We start from the raw sequence: 17,961 nt of genomic DNA on the forward strand, positions 1-17,961 counted from the left end.
GAAAGTGGTGTGCATGCCCCTGCACAACCTGGGCAGGGGCATCGTCATGAGCCATGCACATATGCCAAGCCCCGCTTTCTTACCAGGACTTGAACTCTCCCGGCGCTTCTACACCGAGGCCGTCCGCCCCCTCCTGGAGGAGGCCGCGCCCGGTATACCCCACTCCGCCGCCCGCATCGGCGCGGGCTCCGAAGTGCTCGGTTACGACACCGAGCGCTCCGCCGACCACGAATGGGGCCCACGGCTCCAGCTTTTCCTCCACTCCCATGATGTGAGCCGCCACGCCGGACGCATCAGACATGTGCTCGCCGAACACCTCCCAAAGACCTTCCACGGCTGGCCCACCCACTTCGCCGCCACGGGGGACCGCGACATCCGCGTCATGCGGGTCACCGACGGTCCCGTGCACCATCGCGTCGAGGTGACCGGCGTCTCCTCGTGGTTCCGCGCCACCCTCGGCTTCGACCCCGCGTCCGGAGTCACCCCGGCGCACTGGCTCGCCCTGCCCACCCAGCTGCTCGCCGAGGTCACCGCCGGCGCCGTCTTCCACGACGGCCTCCGTACGCTCACCCCGGCCCGCGCCGCCCTGCGCTGGTATCCGCACGACCTCTGGCTCCACGTCCTCGCCTGCCAGTGGCAGCGCATCTCCCAGAAGGAGGCCTTCGTCGGCCGCTGCGGCGAGGTCGGCGACGACCTGGGCTCCGCCGTGGAGGCCGCCCGCCTGGTCCGCGACCTCATGCGGCTCTGCCTGCTGATGAACCGGTGCTACCCGCCGTACGGCAAATGGCTCGGCAGCGCCTTCGCCCGCACCCCCGCTGCTCCGCGGCTCACCCCGGAACTCACCGCCGTCCTCGCCGCCACCGACTGGCACCTCCGCGAGCGTCATCTGGCGCAGGCGTACGAGATCGTCGCCCACCTGCACAACGAGCTGGAGCTCACCGACCGGGTCGACCCGGCCACGCGTGCGTACCACTCCCGGCCGTTCCGGGTGGTGCGCGCCGACCGCTTCGCCCGGGCCCTCACCGCCCGCGTCAAGGACCCGGACGTACGGGAGTTGCGCCGGGCCGGCGCGGTGGACCAGTTCATCGACAGCGCGGAGGTCCTGAGCCGCCCGGAGCTCACCCTGGCCGCGGCCGGCGCCGTGACGGGCGTCGACACCCACGACGGCCCGCCCCGCGCCCCGACGAAGGGCCGCCGGAGCCAGGATGGTCACTTTGGGTGACGTTCTGGGGGGTGATGGGGAGGGTGCGGACGGTCCGCCGGCCACCCCGGAAGGTCGGCCGAGGGGGGTACGAACCGATGCGCGGGGAGCCGTACGGAGCGCCGGAACCGCCGATCCGCGTCTTCCGTGTCTTCTGCGTCTTCTGCGTCTGACCGTTTCTGAGCAGGTCGGATCGGCAGGTGACTGATCGAGTGCGAGGCGTCGAGGGGGTTATCGGTCTTTCGTACGACGGCTCATACCAGAGCGGGACCATCGCGGGGGGACTTTGTCAACTGCCCACCGCACATGATGCGTCGGCGACTACTGTGAGTGTCCGCCGGACGGCACGGGGCCGAATTCTTTTGCGGTCCCCTCGCCCGGCACCGCGATGGCGCATGCCCGACTCGCGCGACCCGCGTGAGAGACCAGGCCCGACGGACCAGTACGAGGACGCAGATGTCTCACCTCCGTGCACCGGCCGCCCGCGCCGACCGCCGTGAGGGCGGCCGGCACGGACGACCGGTCGCCCGACCCGTTCCCGCGCTGCCCGAGACCCACATACGGCCTCAGCTCATGCGGCTTGCGGTACTGCCACCGGTCGCGGTGGCGCTCAGCGGCTGCGCGGCCGTCCTGTTCACCGTCCGGTCCACCGGCGCCCGGCCCAGTCTCACCCTGCTGGCCGTGCTCGCCGGAGCGGTCTCGGTGACGGCTGCGGGCATCGTGATCGCCGCCGTGGCCGCGGGCCGCGCCGCGAGCTCGGTCAGCGACCGGGTCGCCATCCTGCGCCGCAACGCCGCCCGCGGCGAGGCCGATCTGCTGGCCCTCGTCGACGCGCTGCGCCGCGGCGAGACCCCGCCCCATCGCAAGCCGCGCGGCGGACCGCCCGAGGACGCGGACGACTTCGAACTGCTCGCCGCCGACCTGTCCCGCGCGCACGACGGCGCCGTCACCGCCGTCGTGCAGGCGGCCCAGCTCTCCAGCCAGGCCGGCAGCGAACAGAAGCTGGAGGTCTTCGTCAACCTGGCGCGGCGGCTTCAGTCCCTCGTGCACCGGGAAATCTCGATCCTGGACGAACTCGAGAACGAGATCGAGGACCCGGACCTCCTCAAGGGCCTCTTCCACGTCGACCACCTGGCCACCCGGATCCGACGGCACGCCGAGAACCTCGCCGTCCTCGGCGGCGCCGTGTCCCGACGGCAGTGGAGCAACCCCGTCTCCATGACGGAGGTGCTGCGCTCCGCCATCGCCGAGGTCGAGCAGTACTCCCGGGTCAAGCTCGTCCCGCCGATCGACGGCGAACTGCGCGGCCACGCCGTCGCCGACGTCATCCACCTCCTCGCCGAACTCGTCGAGAACGCCACGGTGTTCTCCGCCCCGCACACCCAGGTGCTGCTCCGCGCCAACCTCGTCACCTCCGGCCTCGCGGTCGAGGTCGAGGACCGCGGACTCGGCATGCCCGTCGGCGAACAGTCCAAGATGAACGCCCTGCTCGCCGACCCCGACCAGGTCAACGTCGCCAGCCTGCTGGCCGACGGCCGTATCGGCCTCTTCGTCGTCTCCCAGCTCGCCCGCCGGCACGGCATCAACGTCCGGCTCCAGACCAACATCTACGGCGGGGTCCAGGCCGTCCTCGTCGTCCCGCAGGGCCTGCTGGGCACAGCACCGGGCGCTCCCGTGGCAGCCGGTTCGGTTCCGCCGCCGCGCGACGCGGCGAACGGGGGCGGTGCGCCGGGTGCGCCGACCGGTGCGACCGCTGCGATCGGCGCCGGGGAAGCCCGGCCGTCCGACGGCGCCGGGTCGACGGCGGGCGGCCGTGGCGCCGCCGGGCCGGACACGGGAGCCGGAAGCAGGCCCGCCGTGGCCGGATCGCCGACCGGCCGGGGGCCCGGCCGGCAGCAGGGTCCCGCCACGCCCGCCGCCGGCGGACGCCGCCGGCACGCGCAACAGGGAGGCGGGCAGCACGGCGGCGGACAACACGGCGGCGCGCCCGCGCCGCTGCCGGTGCGCGGCGCCCAGGAGGCCCGCCCGAACCCGGCCGAGGCGCTGCCGGGCATCCGGCCCGAGGACCGGCCGACGGTCGCCGAGCACGCGGGTGCCCCGCCGGTACCGCGGGTCGGCGCCGTCCGCGGCACCATGGGCAAACCCCAACTGCCGCGCCGCCGCGCCCAGGAGCACATCGTTCCCCAGCTGCGGGGCGGCCCCGCACCCCGCCAGGAGAACGAGAACCCGGCCGGGCACGATCCCGGTCTGATGGCCGCCTTCCAGCGTGGCATCGGCCTCGCCGAGGCCCAGCAGCACCTGGAGGCCACCGAGGCGGAGCCGACCGCCGCCGAGCCTGCGGGCGGCGCACATGGCGCTTCACCCCACGGTGCCTCACCCCACGGTGCCTCACCCCACGGTGCCTCACCCCACGGTGCCTCACCCCACGGTGCCTCACTCCATGGGGCCTCGGCCCATGACGGGTTCGCGGGTACGGGCTTCGCCGACATCACCACCCGCGACGTATCCGGCGAACGGCCGACCGACACGTCCCGTGCCACGCACATGGATGCCTCCCACATGGGCGCCCCGCACATGGAGGCGGCACACACGGAGTCCGGGTACCTGACCCCCGACCTCACGGCCCCGGACCAGTCGGCCCGGGACCGCCTGACGTCAGACCCCATGGCGCTGGACCCCCTGGCCCCGGGTTACCTGACCACTGGCCACACGACCTCGGACCACCTGACCACAGGCCACCTGGTGACAGGCCACCCGGTCACGGACCACATGGCGACCGACCACATGGCGACGGATCACATGGCGACGGGTCACATGGCCGTGGACCACATGGCCCCCACACACACCAGCCGGACCCACCGGGACACCGCCGACACCCAGTCCGCGTTCCGGACCCAGTCGTACTCCCAGGCCCTGCGCCCGGTGCACACCTCCGAATTCACCGCCCGGCCCGACGGGAGCGCACCGGCCGGATGACCAGCACCGTCTCCACCCCCACCCCCACCCCCAGCGCTCCCGCTGGTCTTCGTACCCCAAGGAGTCGATCCACCATGGCGAGCGATGCGCCGACCGCCCAGGTATCCGACCTCGACTGGCTGATGAGCGGCCTGGTGCAGCGGGTGCCGCACACCACCAGCGCGGTGCTCCTCTCCTGCGACGGGCTGGTGAAGTCCGTCCACGGCCTAGACCCGGACAGCGCCGACCACATGGCCGCGCTCGCCTCCGGCCTGTACTCGCTCGGCCGCAGCGCCGGCGTCCGGTTCGGCGACGGCGGGGACGTCCGCCAGGTCGTCGTCGAACTCGACTCGACGCTGCTGTTCGTCACCACTGCCGGCTCCGGCACCTGCCTCGCCGTGCTGGCGGGCCGGGAGGCCGACGCGGCCGTCCTCGGCTATGAGATGGCGATGCTGGTCAAGAGCGTCCGCCCGTACCTCGTCACCGCGCCCCGGCAGCACGCCGTCGATTCCACGGCGATGAGGCCTTGAGGGTGGCGGCAGCCGGCGACGGGCCCTGGCTCGACGACGCGGCCGGACGCCTCGTGCGCCCGTTCACGGTCAGTAACGGCCGGACCGAACCCAGCATCGCCCTCGACCTCATGTCGCAGGTGATGGCGACCGGGTCCGTGCCCCTCGGCTACCTCGGCCCCGAACACGCACAGGCCCTCGACCTGTGTCGTGCCCCCGTCTCGGTCGCCGAGATCGCCGCGCACCTCAAACTGCCCGCCGTGGTCACCAAGGTGCTGCTCTCCGACCTCGTCGACTGCGGGGCGCTGACCGCCAAGCCCCCCGTGTTCCACCACAACCCCACTGACCGGTCCCTCCTGGAGGCAGTGCTCGATGGACTACGACGACAGCTCTGACCCCTTCCCCACCGCGCTGAAGATCCTGGTGGCCGGTGGGTTCGGGGTCGGCAAGACCACCTTCGTGGGCGCGGTCAGCGAGATCGCGCCGCTGTCCACGGAGGAACTCCTCACCACGGTCAGCGCCGCGACCGACAACCTCGAAGGGATCGAGAACAAGGTCGAGACGACCGTGGCCATGGACTTCGGCCGCATCACCCTGGACCCGGAGCACGTGCTCTACCTGTTCGGCACGCCCGGACAGGAGCGATTCTGGTTCATGTGGGACGAACTGTCCGAGGGCGCGCTCGGCGCGGTCATCCTCGCCGACACCCGGCGCCTTGAGGACTGCTTCGCGGCCGTCGACTTCTTCGAGGAGCGCGGCCTCGGCTTCATCGTCGCCATCAACGAGTTCGACGGCTCCTACCGCTACGACCCCGACGAGGTGCGCGCCGCCATCGACCTCGACCCGGAGGTCCCGGTGGTCCGCTGCGACGCCCGTATCTCCAGCTCCGGAGTCCAGACCCTGCTCACCCTCGTCCGCCACCTCATCGCCCACGCCCCGGTCTCCGCGCCGAGCCACGGCGCCCACATGTGAACCCCATACACCCCTCACGGAGCCCGTATATGACCCACGTCCACTGCGACGGAGCCCGCGCATGAGGTACGACCCGTCGCGCCCGGCCGGCCGCCTGCTGCTCACGCCGGAGGACAAGGAGGCCCCCGAGCGCACCCGGCGCCTCGGCCAACTGCGCCTGGGCGCAGACCCGGACCCCGCCCTCGACGCCTACGCGGACCGGCTCGCCGAGGTCACCCGGGCGCCGTACGCCATGGTCAACTTCATCGACGTGAACCGTCAGTTCTTCGCGGGTCTGCACCTGCCGGACGTGGCACCGCCCGTGGTACGGCCCGACGGCACCATCCCGGTCCTCGGCCGTGAGCTGCCCCGCGACCATGGTTTCTGCCCCCATGTGGTGGTCCGGCGCAAGGCGCTGGTCCTGGAGGACGTGTGTGACTACCCGCGGTTCGCGGGCAACCCGGTCGTCGACGACTTCGGCATCCGTTCCTACCTGGGTGCCCCGCTGATCGACAGCACGGGGACGGTGCTCGGCACGGTGTGCGTGGTCGACGTGGAGCCGCGGCCCTGGGGCCGGCCCGGTCTGGAGACCATCAAGTCGTCGGCGGCGGAGCTGGTGGCCCGCATCGAGCGCCGCGAGGCGGACGGCCTGCCGCTGCTGTGACGGCGGGAACAGCCCCTTCGCTAGCCGACCGGTCTAGTACCTCCGTACGCTGGTCGTATGGGACGTACCAGTGACGCCAGGCGGAAGATCCTCGACGCCGCTCGTTCGCTGATCGAGGGGCGGGGCTACGCGGCGCTCGGCGTGGCCGAGATCTGCAAGGCCGCCGGGGTGCCGAAGGGCAGCTTCTACTACTTCTTCGAGTCCAAGGAGGCCCTCGCGCTCGCGGTCGTCGACGAGCACTGGGCGGCCCAGAAACGCGACTGGACCCGGGCCCTGACCGACGACGCGGAACCGCTGCGGCGGCTGCGACGGCTGTTCGAGGAGACCGAGGCGGGGCAGCTGGCCGGCCAGCGGGGCTGCGGGACCGTGGCGGGCTGTCTGTTCGGGAACCTCGCCCTGGAGCTGAGCAACCAGACCGAGGCGGTGCGCGGACGGCTGCAGGAGATCTTCGACGCCCAGGTCGACATGGTGGCGGCGGTCGTCGGCGAGGCCCGGGAGCGCGGCGAGGTGGGCGTGACCGACACCCGGGAGGCGGCGCGGGCGGTGGTGGCCCAGCTGGAGGGCCAGGTGATGTTCGCCAAGCTGTACAACAGCACCCGGCGGCTGAGCCCCCTCTGGGACAACTGCCGGGCGCTGCTCGGCGTGACCGCGCCGCCGCTACCGGAGACCGGGGCCCGGGCGGGGGCGGCCTCGTCGTAGCGGCGGCGGGCGGTCTCGTCCTACGGGCGGGCGGGCGGTCTCGGCCTACGGGCGAGCGGCCTCGGCCGGCTGCGGGTGTCGTACCGGCACTGTGTGGTCCGCACCCATGGGGTCCGCACCCATGTGGTGCGGGAACCCGATCCGCAGCACGGCGGCGGCGACGGCGGCCGTGAGGACGACCAGGGCGGCCAGCAGCAGGGCCTGGTGGTAGCCGTGCCGCAGCAGCGGGGCGACGACGAGGGGGCCGAGGATCTGGCCGACGGAGTAGCCGGCGGTCAGCAGCGCGACCGAGCGCGGGAAGCGCAGGTGCGCGCCCGTGGCCAGGGCCAGGGTGCTCACGCCCAGGAACGTGGCGCCGAACAGCACGGCCGAGCCGAGGGCGGCGGCCGTACCCCCGGCCAGCGCCGGCAGTGCGATGCCGGCCGCCTGGATCGCGAGCGCGGTGAGCAGCAGGCCGGGCCGGGACCAGCGGCGCCCGAGCCGGGCCCACAGCGCCGAGGACGGTACGGCGGCCAGCCCCACCAGCACCCAGGCGCCGCTGCCCACCCAGCCGGGGGAGCCCTGGCCGATCGCCGCGACCAGGAAGGTGCCGGCGACGATGTAGCCGACGCCCTCCAGGAAGTAGCTGACGAACAGCGCGCCGAACCAGCGGTGGGTGCGGATCCCGGGCCGGGCGCCGTCGGTTCCGCTCGCGGTGGGCGCGTCCTCGGGCCGCAGCCGCCAGGAGGCCGCGGCCAGCAGCCCGGTGAGCGCGGCGGCGGCCCACCAGGCCGCCCGCCAGTCGGAGACGGACCGCAGGGCCAGCACCAGCAGGCCGGACAGTGCGATGCCGGCGCCCACCCCGCCGAAGGCCCAGCCGGGCAGGTGCGCCGGGTGGTCCCGCAGATGGTGCAGCAGGGAGGCGACGGCGATCACGAACACCAGGGCGCTCGCCGCTCCGGCGAGCAGCCGCAGCGCGCCCCACACCGCCGTGCTGTGGGTGAGGGGCATCGCGGCGAGCGTGGCGGTCAGCAGGAGCAGCGAGCCGCGCAGCACGGCGCGTGACCTGACCAGCGCGGGGGCCAGGGTGCCGGCGAGCGCGCCGAGGAGGTAGCCGACGTAGTTGGCGGTGGCCAGGTTCGCCCCCGCACCTGCGGACAGGCCCGCCTGGTCGTGCATCAGCGGAAGGATCGGGGTGTAGACGAATCGGCCGACGCCCATCCCCGCGGCGAGCGCGGCTGCGGCCCTGGCGACATGCGTCCAGGGCGAGGCAGCGGCAGCGGGAGGGGCGTCGGCAGGGGCGGACTCGGCGGAGCCAAGGGCCGCAGAGGTACGGGTCATCGGGTGCCCTCGGCCCGGCCCGGGTCGTTGGGGTGGGACTCCAGCGGAGTGACGGTGACCGTCATCCACGGGCGCAGCGGCAGGGTGCCGAGCACCTTCTCGTGGAGCTCCTCCTCGTCGGCGGCGCGCCAGACGCCGATGCTGCGCAGCTCGCCCACCGGGCGCCACAGCCGGGCCAGGTGACCGGTCGCGGCCAGTTCCCGCGCCCGTACGGCCTCCGCGGCCCGCCGCCGGTCGACCTCGTCCTGGTCCGTGCCCTCCGGGACGGTCGTGGTGATCTCGACCAGGAACTCTCGCACGATGTGCTCCCTCCGTCGTCGGTGACTCCAGTCGGTCACTCCATCGTCCGCCGCCACCGGCACCGCTGCCACGACCGGCCGGCTCGCTGCTGAGAGGCGCAGCCTCCCAGCGCGCGTAGCATGACGCGCGTGGAACTGCGCCAGCTGCGGTACTTCGTCGCGGTCGCCGAGGAACTGAACTTCGGCCGGGCCGCCGAGCGGCTGCTCATCGCCGGCCCGTCCCTCTCCCAGCAGATCAAGGCGCTCGAACGGGACCTGGGCGTCCGGCTGTTCGACCGGGACCGCCGCTCGGTCTCCCTCACTCCCGCCGGCGCCGAGCTGCTCCCGCACACCCGGGACCTGCTGGAGCGCGCCGACGACCTCGGACGCCGGGCGGGCCGGCTCTCGGGCTCCCAGTCGGTACGGCTCGGCTACGTCAACTGGCTTCCGCCGGACCTCGGTTCGCGGACGGCCGCGGTGGCCCGGGTCCATGTGGACGCCTGGGTCGCGCCCTCCCACACCCAGGCCGCCAGGGTCGCCGACGGGAGTCTGGACCTCGCCGTCTGCTGGGTGCGCGGCGAGGACCTCGAACGGCTCGGGCTGCGCGCCCGGCTGATCGGCGCGGACCGGCTGTACGCCGTGGCGAAGGGCCCCGACACGAGCGACCTGCCGGCCCGGGACGCCGACATCCTGATCGACGACGACGTCACCTCCTGGGCCTCCTGGAACGTGTACGCCGAGGAGCTCACGCGGGCCGTCGGCGCCCGCCCGGTGCGCATCTCCGACGGCGCCGTCACCGGCCCCGCCTACTTCGACCACGTCCGCCGCTGCACCCGGCCCGTCCTCAACTCGCCCAAGGGCCAGACCGCTCCGCTCCCGCCCGACCTGGTCCGCCGCGAGATCGTCGCGCCGAAGGTGTACTGGACCTGGTCCCTGGTCTGGCGCGCGGGCGAGGACCGGGCCGGCGTCCTGGCCGCCGTCGACGCCCTGTGCGCCGGCGTCGGAGACCTCGGGATCAACGCGGCGGACGCCTGGCTGCCCGAAGGCGACCCGCACGCGCTGCACGGCTGAGCCGCGCTGGGAGGCCGTGCCTCCCAGCCGGGAGGAAACCGATCCTGGCACCCCCGGCGGGCCCGTCCTACCTTCTCAATAGTCGACCGGTCGGCTAGTAACCGGTCAGCCACTACGGAGCAGCACGGAGAAGGTCATCATGAGCACGCAGCAGCAGAAGGTCGCGATCGTCACGGGCGCCTCGCAGGGCATCGGCGCCGCCCTCGTCGAGGGGTACCGCAAGCTCGGCTTCGCGGTCGTCGCAACCTCGCGCACCATCGCCCCCGCCGACGACGCCGACGTCCTGACCGTCCAGGGGGACATCGCCGACCCGGCGACCGCCGAGCGGGTCGTGGCCGCCGCCGTCGAGCGGTTCGGCCGGATCGACACCGTGGTCAACAACGCCGGCGTCTTCGTCGCGAAGCCGTTCACCGACTACACCGCCGCGGACTACGCGGCCGTGACCGGCATCAACGTCACCGGCTTCTTCCACCTCACCCAGCAGGCGGTCCCGCACCTGCTCGCCCGGGGCGGCGGGCACGTCGTCACCGTCACCACCAGCCTGGTCGACAGCGCCGACGCCCGGGTCCCCTCCGTCCTGGCCTCGCTGACCAAGGGCGGCCTGCAGTCGGCGACCAAGTCGCTCGCGATCGAGTACGCCACCCGCGGCATCCGGGTCAACGCGGTGTCACCCGGCACGATCAAGACCCCCATGCACCCGGCGGAGACCCACGAGTTCCTCGCCGCCCTGCACCCGGTCGGCCGGATGGGTGAAGTGAGCGACATCGTCGACGCGGTGCTCTTCCTGGAGACCGCGCCGTTCGTCACCGGCGAGATCCTGCACGTCGACGGCGGCATGAGCGCCGGACACTGAGGCACGGCACGGCACGGAACGGAACGTCACCCACCAGGGAGAGCAAGGAGCGGACATGACCAGCACGACGGAGGACACGGCGATCCTGAGCGCGGTCCTCGACCGATGGCAGGCGGCCGTCGGCGCACACCAACCCGAGCGCGTCGCGGCCCAGTTCACCGAGGACGCCGTCTTCCAGGGACTGCACCCCTACAGCGTCGGACGGCAGGGCGTCGCCGCGTACTACGACTCCCAGCCCCTCGGGATGAAGGCGGCGTACCGCGTCCTGGAGACCCGGCGGCCCGCCGACGGCGTCGTCCTCGGCTACCTGGCCGTCGAGTTCTCCTTCACGGACCGGCCCCCGCTGGACGTGAAACTCTCCGTCCTCGTCACCCGGACGGGCGAGGACTGGCACATCGCCCACTACCAGGTCTCGCGCCTCGACTAGCCGTCTCCTGCCGGGTGTTCCGGGGGTGTGAAGCCGAGCTGTGGCGGCGCTTAAGAAATCCTCGATGGACCGATGCGCCCGGGTGCGGCAGATTGCTGTGAGATTCCACCCCCCTCCCCGGCCGCGGGCCGCTTCGGCGTCCCCGCGGCCGGGACCTCACGCACAGGAGCCGTAGCGTTGAAGGCGCTGGTCAAGGAGAAGGCGGAGCCCGGGCTGTGGCTCACGGACGTGCCGGAGCCCACGGTCGGACCCGGTGACGTACTGATCAAGGTCCTGCGGACCGGCATCTGCGGCACCGACCTGCACATCCGGGCCTGGGACGGCTGGGCCCGGCAGGCGATCACCACCCCGCTCGTGGTCGGCCACGAGTTCGTCGGCGAGGTCGCGGCGACCGGCCGCGACGTCACCGACGTCAAGGTGGGCGACCGGGTCAGCGGCGAGGGCCACCTCGTCTGCGGCAAGTGCCGCAACTGCCAGGCCGGACGGCGCCACCTGTGCCGGGCCACGGTCGGCCTGGGCGTCGGCCGGGACGGGGCGTTCGCCGAGTACGTCGCCCTGCCCGCGGGCAACGTCTGGGTGCACCGCGTCCCCGTCGACCTCGACGTGGCCGCGATCTTCGACCCGTTCGGCAACGCCGTGCACACCGCCCTCTCCTTCCCGCTGGTCGGCGAGGACGTCCTGATCACCGGCGCGGGACCGATCGGTCTCATGGCCGCCGCCGTGGCCCGGCACGCGGGCGCCCGCCACGTCGTGATCACCGACGTCAGCGAGGAGCGCCTCGACCTCGCCCGCAAGATCGGCGTGAGCCTCGCCCTGAACGTGGCGCGGACCGGGATCGCCGACGGGCAGCGGGAACTCGGGCTGCGCGAGGGCTTCGACATCGGCCTGGAGATGTCCGGCCGCCCCGAGGCCATGCGTGACATGATCGCCAACATGACGCACGGCGGCCGTATCGCCGTGCTCGGCCTGCCCGCGGAGGAGTTCCCCGTCGACTGGGCCCGGATCGTCACCTCGATGATCACCATCAAGGGCATCTACGGCCGCGAGATGTTCGAGACCTGGTACGCGATGTCGGTTCTCCTGGAGGGCGGACTCGACCTCTCTCCCGTGATCACCGGCCGCTACGGCTACCGCGACTTCGAGGCCGCCTTCGCCGACGCGGCGAGCGGCCGCGGTGGCAAGGTCATCCTCGACTGGACCGCGTGATGCGCCGCGTGATCCGCAGTGCCGTTCCGCGCGTCATTCTTCGCGTCATTCCTCGCGTAAATCCTTAGGAGCTTCCGGAATGTTCGACTCCGTGCGCGACGACCTGCGCACCACCCTCGACGAGATCCGCGCCGCCGGGCTGCACAAGCCCGAGCGGGTGATCGGCACCCCGCAGTCCGCGACCGTCGGTGTCACCGCCGGCGGCCGTCCCGGCGAGGTCCTCAACTTCTGCGCCAACAACTACCTCGGCCTCGCCGACCACCCCGAGGTGATCGCCGCCGCCCACCAGGCCCTGGACCGCTGGGGCTACGGCATGGCCTCCGTCCGCTTCATCTGCGGCACCCAGGAGGTCCACAAGGAGCTGGAGGCCCGGCTGTCCGCGTTCCTCGGCCAGGAGGACACGATCCTCTACTCCTCCTGCTTCGACGCCAACGGCGGGGTCTTCGAGACCCTCCTCGGCGAGGAGGACGCGGTGATCTCCGACGCCCTCAACCACGCCTCCATCATCGACGGCATCCGCCTCTCCAAGGCCCGCCGCCTCCGCTATGCCAACCGCGACCTGGCCGACCTGGAACGGCAGCTCAAGGAGGCGCAGGGCGCCCGGCGCCGCCTGGTCGTCACCGACGGCGTGTTCTCCATGGACGGCTACGTGGCGCCGCTGCGCGAGATCTGCGACCTCGCCGACCGCTACGACGCGATGGTCATGGTCGACGACTCGCACGCCGTCGGCTTCGTCGGCCCGTCCGGCCGCGGCACCCCCGAGCTGCACGGCGTGATGGACCGCGTCGACATCGTCACCGGCACCCTCGGCAAGGCCCTCGGCGGCGCCTCCGGCGGCTATGTCGCGGCCCGCGCCGAGATCGTCGCCCTGCTCCGCCAGCGCTCCCGCCCCTACCTCTTCTCCAACACCCTCGCCCCGGTGATCGCGGCGGCCTCGCTGAAGGTCCTCGACCTGCTGGAGGCGGCGGACGACCTGCGCGTCCGGCTCGCCGAGAACACCGCGCTGTTCCGCCGCCGGATGACCGAGGAGGGCTTCGACATCCTTCCCGGCGACCACGCCATCGCCCCCGTGATGATCGGCGACGCGGCCGAGGCGAGCCGGATGGCCGAGCTGCTGCTGGAGCGGGGCGTGTACGTGATCGGCTTCTCCTACCCGGTGGTCCCGCAGGGGCAGGCCCGGATCCGGGTCCAGCTGTCCGCGGCCCACTCGACGGACGACGTCGACCGCGCGGTGGACGCCTTCGTCGCGGCCCGCGCGGAGCTGGCGGGCTGAGCGGGGCCGACGGCCCGAGCGGCTCCGACATATTGCGATAATCAACCTCATGATCGAGGCGCGGCGGCTCCACATCCTCCGTGCGGTGGCCGACCACCGCACCGTGACGGCGGCTGCCGCCGCGCTCTACCTGACCCCGTCGGCCGTCTCCCAGCAGCTGACGGCCCTGGAACAGGAGACCGGCCACCGCCTGGTCGAGCGCAGCGCCAAGGGCGTACGGCTGACGGCGGCCGGCGAGATCCTGCTCGCCCATACCAACGCGGTCCTCGCCCAGCTGGAGCGGGCCGAGGCCGAGCTGGCCGCATACGGTTCCGGGGAGGCCGGCACGGTCACCGTCGCCGCCTTCGCCACCGGCATCGCCCAGGTGGTCGCCCCGGCCGTGGCCCACCTCGCCCGCACCGCCCCCGGCATCCGCATCCGCGTCCAGGACGCCGAGGGCGACGCCAGCCTCCCCATGGTCCTGGACCGGCAGGTCGACGTCGCGGTCGCCGTCGAGTACCGAGGGGCCCCGCCCGCCGACGACCCCCGGCTCACCCACGTGCCGCTGTACGCGGAGCCGTTCGACGCCGTCGTCCCGCTCCATCACCGGCTGGCCGAGGCCGCCGAGGTCCCCCTCGCCGAACTGGCCAAGGACACCTGGATCGGCCCCTATCCCGGCAACCCCTGCCACGACGTGGTCGTCCTGGCCTGCGAGAGCGCGGGCTTCCAGCCCCGGCTCGAACACTCCTCCGACGACTTCCGGGCCGTGGTGGCGCTGGCCGCGGCCGACGCGGGCGTGGCCCTGGTCCCGCGCTCCGCGCTGCGTGGCACGGACCTGACCGGTGTGGTCGTACGCCCCGTCGACGGCGTCGCCCCCACCCGCAGGGTCTTCGCGGCCGTACGGCGCGGAGCCGAGGGCCATCCGCTGATCCGCCCGGTGCTCGACGCCCTGGGCGAGGCGGCGGGGCTGTGAGGCTTCTTTAACGCGGATGTTTCATATCAGGGATATCGTCCCGGATATGGAACATGAAGCGGCGGCCGCCCCTGCCCGGGTCGTTCCGGACCCGGTCGCCCCCGGCTCGGTCGCCCCCGACCCCGTCGACGCCCGTCTCGGCCGTCGCCTCGCCGAACTGCGCACCGAACACGGCTGGTCCCTGGGCGAGTTGGCGGAACGCAGCGGAATCAGCAAGTCCACCCTGTCCCGGGCCGAACGGGCCGAGACCAGCCCCACCGCAGCCCTCCTCAACCGCCTCTGCAACGTCTACGGCCGGACCATGTCCCAACTGCTCAGCGAGGTCGAGGCGGAGCCCGCGCCCGTGCTGCGCGCCGCCGAGCAGCAGGTGTGGGAGGACCGCGCCGCCGGATTCGTACGCCGGTCCGTGTCGCCGCCGCACGGCGGACTGCGCGGCGAACTCGTCGAGGGCCGGCTCGCGCCCGGGGCGGACATCGCCTACGACCGCCCGCCGGTGCCCGGCCTGGAGCAGCACATCTGGGTGCTCGACGGGAGCCTCGCCGTGACGGCGGAGGGGACCGGGCATCTCCTGGAGACGGGGGACTGCCTGCGGCTGCGGGTGTGGGGGCCGACCCGGTTCCGGTGCGCGGGACCGGCGGCGGCCCGGTATGTGCTGGCGGTGGTGCGGCCATGAGGGCACTGCGCCTCGAAGCGGATCAACTGTCCCTCCGGGTGGGAGAGTTGGCCGAGCTGCTGACCGACACCGTGAACGGCGGGGCGTCCGTCGGCTTCCTCGCCCCCTTCGACCTGGAGCGGGCCGTCGCCTGGTGGCGGGAGCGGGTGGCCGCCGTGGCCGCCGGGCAGCTCGCCGTCTGGGCCGCGCTGGACGACGCCGGCCGGACCGTCGGCACGGTCGGCCTCGCCTTCCCCTACCCCGGCAAGCCGAACAGCCCGCACCGCGCCGAGCTGGTGAAGCTCATGGTCCACCGCGACGCCCGCGGCCGGGGCGTCGGACGCGGCCTGCTGGCCGTCGCCGAGGAGGCCGCGGCCGGCGCCGGGATCACCCTGCTCCACCTCGACACCGAGACGGACAGCCCCGCGGAGCGCCTCTACCGCGCGGCCGGCTGGACCCGCGCCGGCGTCATCCCCGACTACGCCCTCGACCCCACCGGCGTACTGCGCCCGACGACCCTCTACTACAAGCACGTGGGTGCTCTCACCAGGTGACTGTCAGTGGCGGGGACTACGGTTCGGGGCATGCCGGAAGCCGAAGACGTACGCCGTGTCGCCCTGTCCCTGCCGGACACCAGCGAGAAGATCGCCTGGAGCATGCCCACGTTCCGGGTCGCCGGGAAGATGTTCGCCACGCTGCCCGAGGACGAGACCTCCATCGCCGTGCGCTGCCCCAAGGAGGAGCGCGAGGAACTGGTGCTCGCCGAACCGGGCAAGTTCTGGATCGCCGATCACGAGGCGCAGTTCGCCTGGGTCCGGGTCCGGCTCGCCGCGTTGGAGGACGAGGGAGAACTGCGCGACATCCTCGCCGACTCCTGGCGGCAGGCGGCCCCGCCCCGGCTCCTGGACTCCCACCCGGAGTTGGGGCTGCCGGGCGGGAGCTGACCGCCCCCGGGGAGCCGTCCCGACCGGCCGGGACGAAAGGCGTGCGCGACCACCGAGCCGAGTGCGGTATTGTTTCCCTGCGCGTTTCGCCCGGGGAATCCCCAGGTCAAACGGCATCGGGACGTGGCGCAGCTTGGTAGCGCACTTGACTGGGGGTCAAGGGGTCGCAGGTTCAAATCCTGTCGTCCCGACTGGATACAGTCGCAGTTCAGGGCCGGTTTCGGAGAGCATCCGAGACCGGCCCTTGCTCGTTCTCGGGAACGGCCGGGGACAAGTCCCCCTCTCCGGGCCGCGGGTGGTCGCTGCCTCTCCCCGCCCGGTCGCCGGGCGGTCCGCGGTTCCGGATCCCCGGGCACGACGGGGCACAACCCTTCGGCCGGATCGCCGGTCCAACCCCGCGGCGGCGGGGACGGGCCCTTGCCGTACCCCCACGACTCCATCCCGACGGGCCACGCCGAGATCCCAGGAGCCACGAAGTGCCCAGTACGCGTTCCAGCACGAGCACGCCCAGAACCCTCCGCGGCCGAGCGAACCTGCTGTCCGGGCCGGCCGCGGTGACCGTGTTGCTCACCATCGCCGCCACGATCACCGTGACGGCCGCTCCGGCGCCCGCCGCACCCGCGGCCCTGGCCGCCGCCCATGACGACTTCAACGGCGACGGCTACCCCGATGCCGTGATCTCCGCCCCCGGCGGCACCGTCAGCGCCCAGAAGGGCGCCGGCTACGTCGCCGTGCTGTACGGATCCGCGAGCGGCCTGTCCACCGCCCGCCGCGCGACGTTCAGCCTGAGCACGCCCGGCATACCCGGCCTCGCCCAGGCCGGCGACGGCTTCGGACGGACCACCACGTCCGGTGACCTGGACGGCGACGGCTACGCCGATCTCGTCGTCGGCATGCCCGGGAGAGACGCCGGGACCACCGCCGACGCGGGAGCGGCGGTCGTCCTGTGGGGCTCCGCGAACGGGCTGCGGGCCACCGGCGCGCTCCTGTTGCAGGACAGCACACCGACGACACGCGGACACTTCGGACTGGGCCTGGCCACCGGCCGCTTCCACGGCTCCCGCACCGAACTCGCCCTCCTGAGCGGCAAGTCCCTGCAGACGTACGGCTTCCAGGCCGGCGCCGGCGGCACCCACACCTTCCAGGCGACTCCGATGAACTGGAAGTGGGCGGAGGACTTCACCCCCACCGGCCTCACCTCCGGCGACTACGACAGGAGCGGCGCCGACGACGTGGTCCTGCTCGGCACCCTGACCGTCTACGAATCGGTGATCCCCGTCGAGACGTTCGGCGCGGCCAGCTACCTGCCCGGCGGCCCCGACGGGCTGACGTACGGCCGCGGACTGCGCGGCGGCCCGGTCGGCGCCTCCGGCGACGTCAACAACGACGGCTACACCGACGTGGTCTTCGGCTCCCCGACCGACAGCGACGACCTCAACGAGGTCCTGGTCGACGGCGGCACCGTCGACGTCTTCCTCGGCGGGCCCGCCGGCCTGAGCGGTCCGGACGCCGCCCAGCACTTCGACCAGACGAGCATCGGCGCCTCCGGCGACGACAAGGTCGGCGACCGCTTCGGCGGTGCCGTCACCGTGGCGGACGTGAACGGCGACGGCTACGCCGACGCCGCGATCGGCGCGCCGGGCAACGACATCAACAGCCTCACCGACCCGGGCACCGCCTGGGTGGTGCGCGGTACCGCCCGCGGACTCACCCCGCGCGGCCTCGTCAGCTACAGCCAGAGCACCCCGTCCGTGCCCGGGGACAACGAGGACGGCGACTGGTTCGGCGGCGCCCTTCGGCTCGTCGACGCCAACCAGGACGGCAAGGCCGAACTGATCGCCTCCGCGCCCGGCGAGGACACCGACGACGGCGCCGCCTGGGTCTTCCCCGGCACGGCCAACGGCCCCGCCGGCAGCGGATCCTGGTCCTTCAACGGCGGTGCCCTGAGCGCCCCCGTGCCCGACGCCCGCTTCGGCGAGACCCTGGCCCCCTAGCGAGGCGGGCGG

Annotated in this window: 19 protein-coding genes and 1 tRNA gene; 18 read left to right on the forward strand and 2 right to left on the reverse strand. The window is 73.1% G+C overall.

Annotated elements, in window-relative coordinates:
* Positions 1–61: 61 nt before the first annotated feature.
* The 7 genes from ACGF5O_RS29300 to ACGF5O_RS29330 all read left to right on the forward strand — a co-directional run bounded on the left by ACGF5O_RS29300 (position 62) and on the right by ACGF5O_RS29330 (position 6,979).
* Positions 62–1,222 (forward strand): DUF4037 domain-containing protein, encoded by a 1,161-nt coding sequence (locus tag ACGF5O_RS29300; RefSeq protein ID WP_393812875.1) that lies wholly within the window; start codon positions 62–64, stop codon positions 1,220–1,222.
* Between the two features lie 435 nt (positions 1,223–1,657).
* The gene (locus tag ACGF5O_RS29305) at positions 1,658–4,177 is read left to right on the forward strand and encodes an ATP-binding protein (RefSeq protein ID WP_393812876.1); all 2,520 of its coding nucleotides are present in this window, start codon (positions 1,658–1,660) and stop codon (positions 4,175–4,177) included.
* 74 nt (positions 4,178–4,251) lie between these two features.
* Positions 4,252–4,686, forward strand: a complete 435-nt coding sequence (locus ACGF5O_RS29310) for a roadblock/LC7 domain-containing protein (RefSeq protein WP_361290652.1) — start codon at positions 4,252–4,254, stop codon at positions 4,684–4,686.
* A 2-nt stretch (positions 4,687–4,688) separates the two neighbouring features.
* Entirely contained in the window at positions 4,689–5,060 is a 372-nt protein-coding gene (locus tag ACGF5O_RS29315) for a DUF742 domain-containing protein (protein WP_385673885.1), read from the forward strand.
* Complete coding sequence (locus ACGF5O_RS29320; RefSeq protein ID WP_393812877.1) at positions 5,038–5,637, forward strand: ATP/GTP-binding protein; 600 nt, start codon at positions 5,038–5,040, stop codon at positions 5,635–5,637. Before ACGF5O_RS29315 ends, ACGF5O_RS29320 begins: the two co-directional genes overlap by 23 nt.
* 61 nt (positions 5,638–5,698) lie before the next feature.
* Positions 5,699–6,280 (forward strand): GAF domain-containing protein, encoded by a 582-nt coding sequence (locus ACGF5O_RS29325; RefSeq protein ID WP_393812878.1) that lies wholly within the window; start codon positions 5,699–5,701, stop codon positions 6,278–6,280.
* Between the two features lie 57 nt (positions 6,281–6,337).
* On the forward strand, positions 6,338–6,979 hold the full coding sequence (locus ACGF5O_RS29330; RefSeq protein WP_393812879.1) for a TetR/AcrR family transcriptional regulator: 642 nt from the start codon (positions 6,338–6,340) through the stop codon (positions 6,977–6,979).
* A gap of 45 nt (positions 6,980–7,024) precedes the next feature.
* Here the strand turns inward: ACGF5O_RS29330 and ACGF5O_RS29335 are convergent, their stop codons facing one another.
* Both ACGF5O_RS29335 and ACGF5O_RS29340 read right to left on the reverse strand, forming a co-directional pair.
* Positions 7,025–8,179 (reverse strand): YbfB/YjiJ family MFS transporter, encoded by a 1,155-nt coding sequence (locus ACGF5O_RS29335; protein WP_393813117.1) that lies wholly within the window; start codon positions 8,177–8,179, stop codon positions 7,025–7,027.
* 116 nt (positions 8,180–8,295) lie between these two features.
* Positions 8,296–8,598 (reverse strand): muconolactone Delta-isomerase family protein, encoded by a 303-nt coding sequence (locus ACGF5O_RS29340; protein WP_393812880.1) that lies wholly within the window; start codon positions 8,596–8,598, stop codon positions 8,296–8,298.
* Positions 8,599–8,718: 120 nt separating this feature from the next.
* On the opposite strand from ACGF5O_RS29340, the gene ACGF5O_RS29345 reads away from it, so the two are divergent.
* The 11 genes from ACGF5O_RS29345 (at position 8,719) to ACGF5O_RS29395 (ending at position 17,949) form a co-directional block, all read left to right on the forward strand.
* Positions 8,719–9,648, forward strand: a complete 930-nt coding sequence (locus ACGF5O_RS29345; protein ID WP_393812881.1) for a LysR family transcriptional regulator — start codon at positions 8,719–8,721, stop codon at positions 9,646–9,648.
* Between the two features lie 139 nt (positions 9,649–9,787).
* A complete protein-coding gene (locus ACGF5O_RS29350) occupies positions 9,788–10,501 on the forward strand; it encodes an SDR family NAD(P)-dependent oxidoreductase (protein ID WP_393812882.1) in 714 nt (237 codons plus the stop codon).
* A 55-nt stretch (positions 10,502–10,556) separates the two neighbouring features.
* Positions 10,557–10,928 carry a YybH family protein gene (locus ACGF5O_RS29355; protein ID WP_393812883.1) on the forward strand — a complete coding sequence of 124 codons (372 nt, stop codon included), beginning with the start codon at positions 10,557–10,559 and terminating at the stop codon, positions 10,926–10,928.
* Positions 10,929–11,105: 177 nt separating this feature from the next.
* Entirely contained in the window at positions 11,106–12,134 is a 1,029-nt protein-coding gene (gene tdh / locus ACGF5O_RS29360; protein WP_393812884.1) for an L-threonine 3-dehydrogenase, read from the forward strand.
* A gap of 79 nt (positions 12,135–12,213) precedes the next feature.
* Positions 12,214–13,407 carry a glycine C-acetyltransferase gene (locus ACGF5O_RS29365; protein ID WP_393812885.1) on the forward strand — a complete coding sequence of 398 codons (1,194 nt, stop codon included), beginning with the start codon at positions 12,214–12,216 and terminating at the stop codon, positions 13,405–13,407.
* Positions 13,408–13,456: 49 nt separating this feature from the next.
* Complete coding sequence (locus ACGF5O_RS29370; protein ID WP_393812886.1) at positions 13,457–14,359, forward strand: LysR family transcriptional regulator; 903 nt, start codon at positions 13,457–13,459, stop codon at positions 14,357–14,359.
* Positions 14,360–14,405: 46 nt separating this feature from the next.
* On the forward strand, positions 14,406–15,032 hold the full coding sequence (locus tag ACGF5O_RS29375; protein WP_393812887.1) for a helix-turn-helix domain-containing protein: 627 nt from the start codon (positions 14,406–14,408) through the stop codon (positions 15,030–15,032).
* Positions 15,029–15,565 (forward strand): GNAT family N-acetyltransferase, encoded by a 537-nt coding sequence (locus tag ACGF5O_RS29380; protein ID WP_393812888.1) that lies wholly within the window; start codon positions 15,029–15,031, stop codon positions 15,563–15,565. The genes ACGF5O_RS29375 and ACGF5O_RS29380 overlap by 4 nt, the downstream gene beginning before the upstream one ends.
* A gap of 30 nt (positions 15,566–15,595) precedes the next feature.
* Positions 15,596–15,955 carry an MmcQ/YjbR family DNA-binding protein gene (locus ACGF5O_RS29385; protein WP_393812889.1) on the forward strand — a complete coding sequence of 120 codons (360 nt, stop codon included), beginning with the start codon at positions 15,596–15,598 and terminating at the stop codon, positions 15,953–15,955.
* A 117-nt stretch (positions 15,956–16,072) separates the two neighbouring features.
* Positions 16,073–16,146, forward strand: a tRNA-Pro gene (locus tag ACGF5O_RS29390).
* Between the two features lie 285 nt (positions 16,147–16,431).
* Positions 16,432–17,949 (forward strand): FG-GAP and VCBS repeat-containing protein, encoded by a 1,518-nt coding sequence (locus tag ACGF5O_RS29395; RefSeq protein WP_393812890.1) that lies wholly within the window; start codon positions 16,432–16,434, stop codon positions 17,947–17,949.
* Positions 17,950–17,961 lie beyond the last annotated feature (12 nt).

This window comes from Streptomyces sp. NPDC048291, assembly GCF_043201715.1.
Lineage (GTDB): Bacteria > Actinomycetota > Actinomycetes > Streptomycetales > Streptomycetaceae > Streptomyces.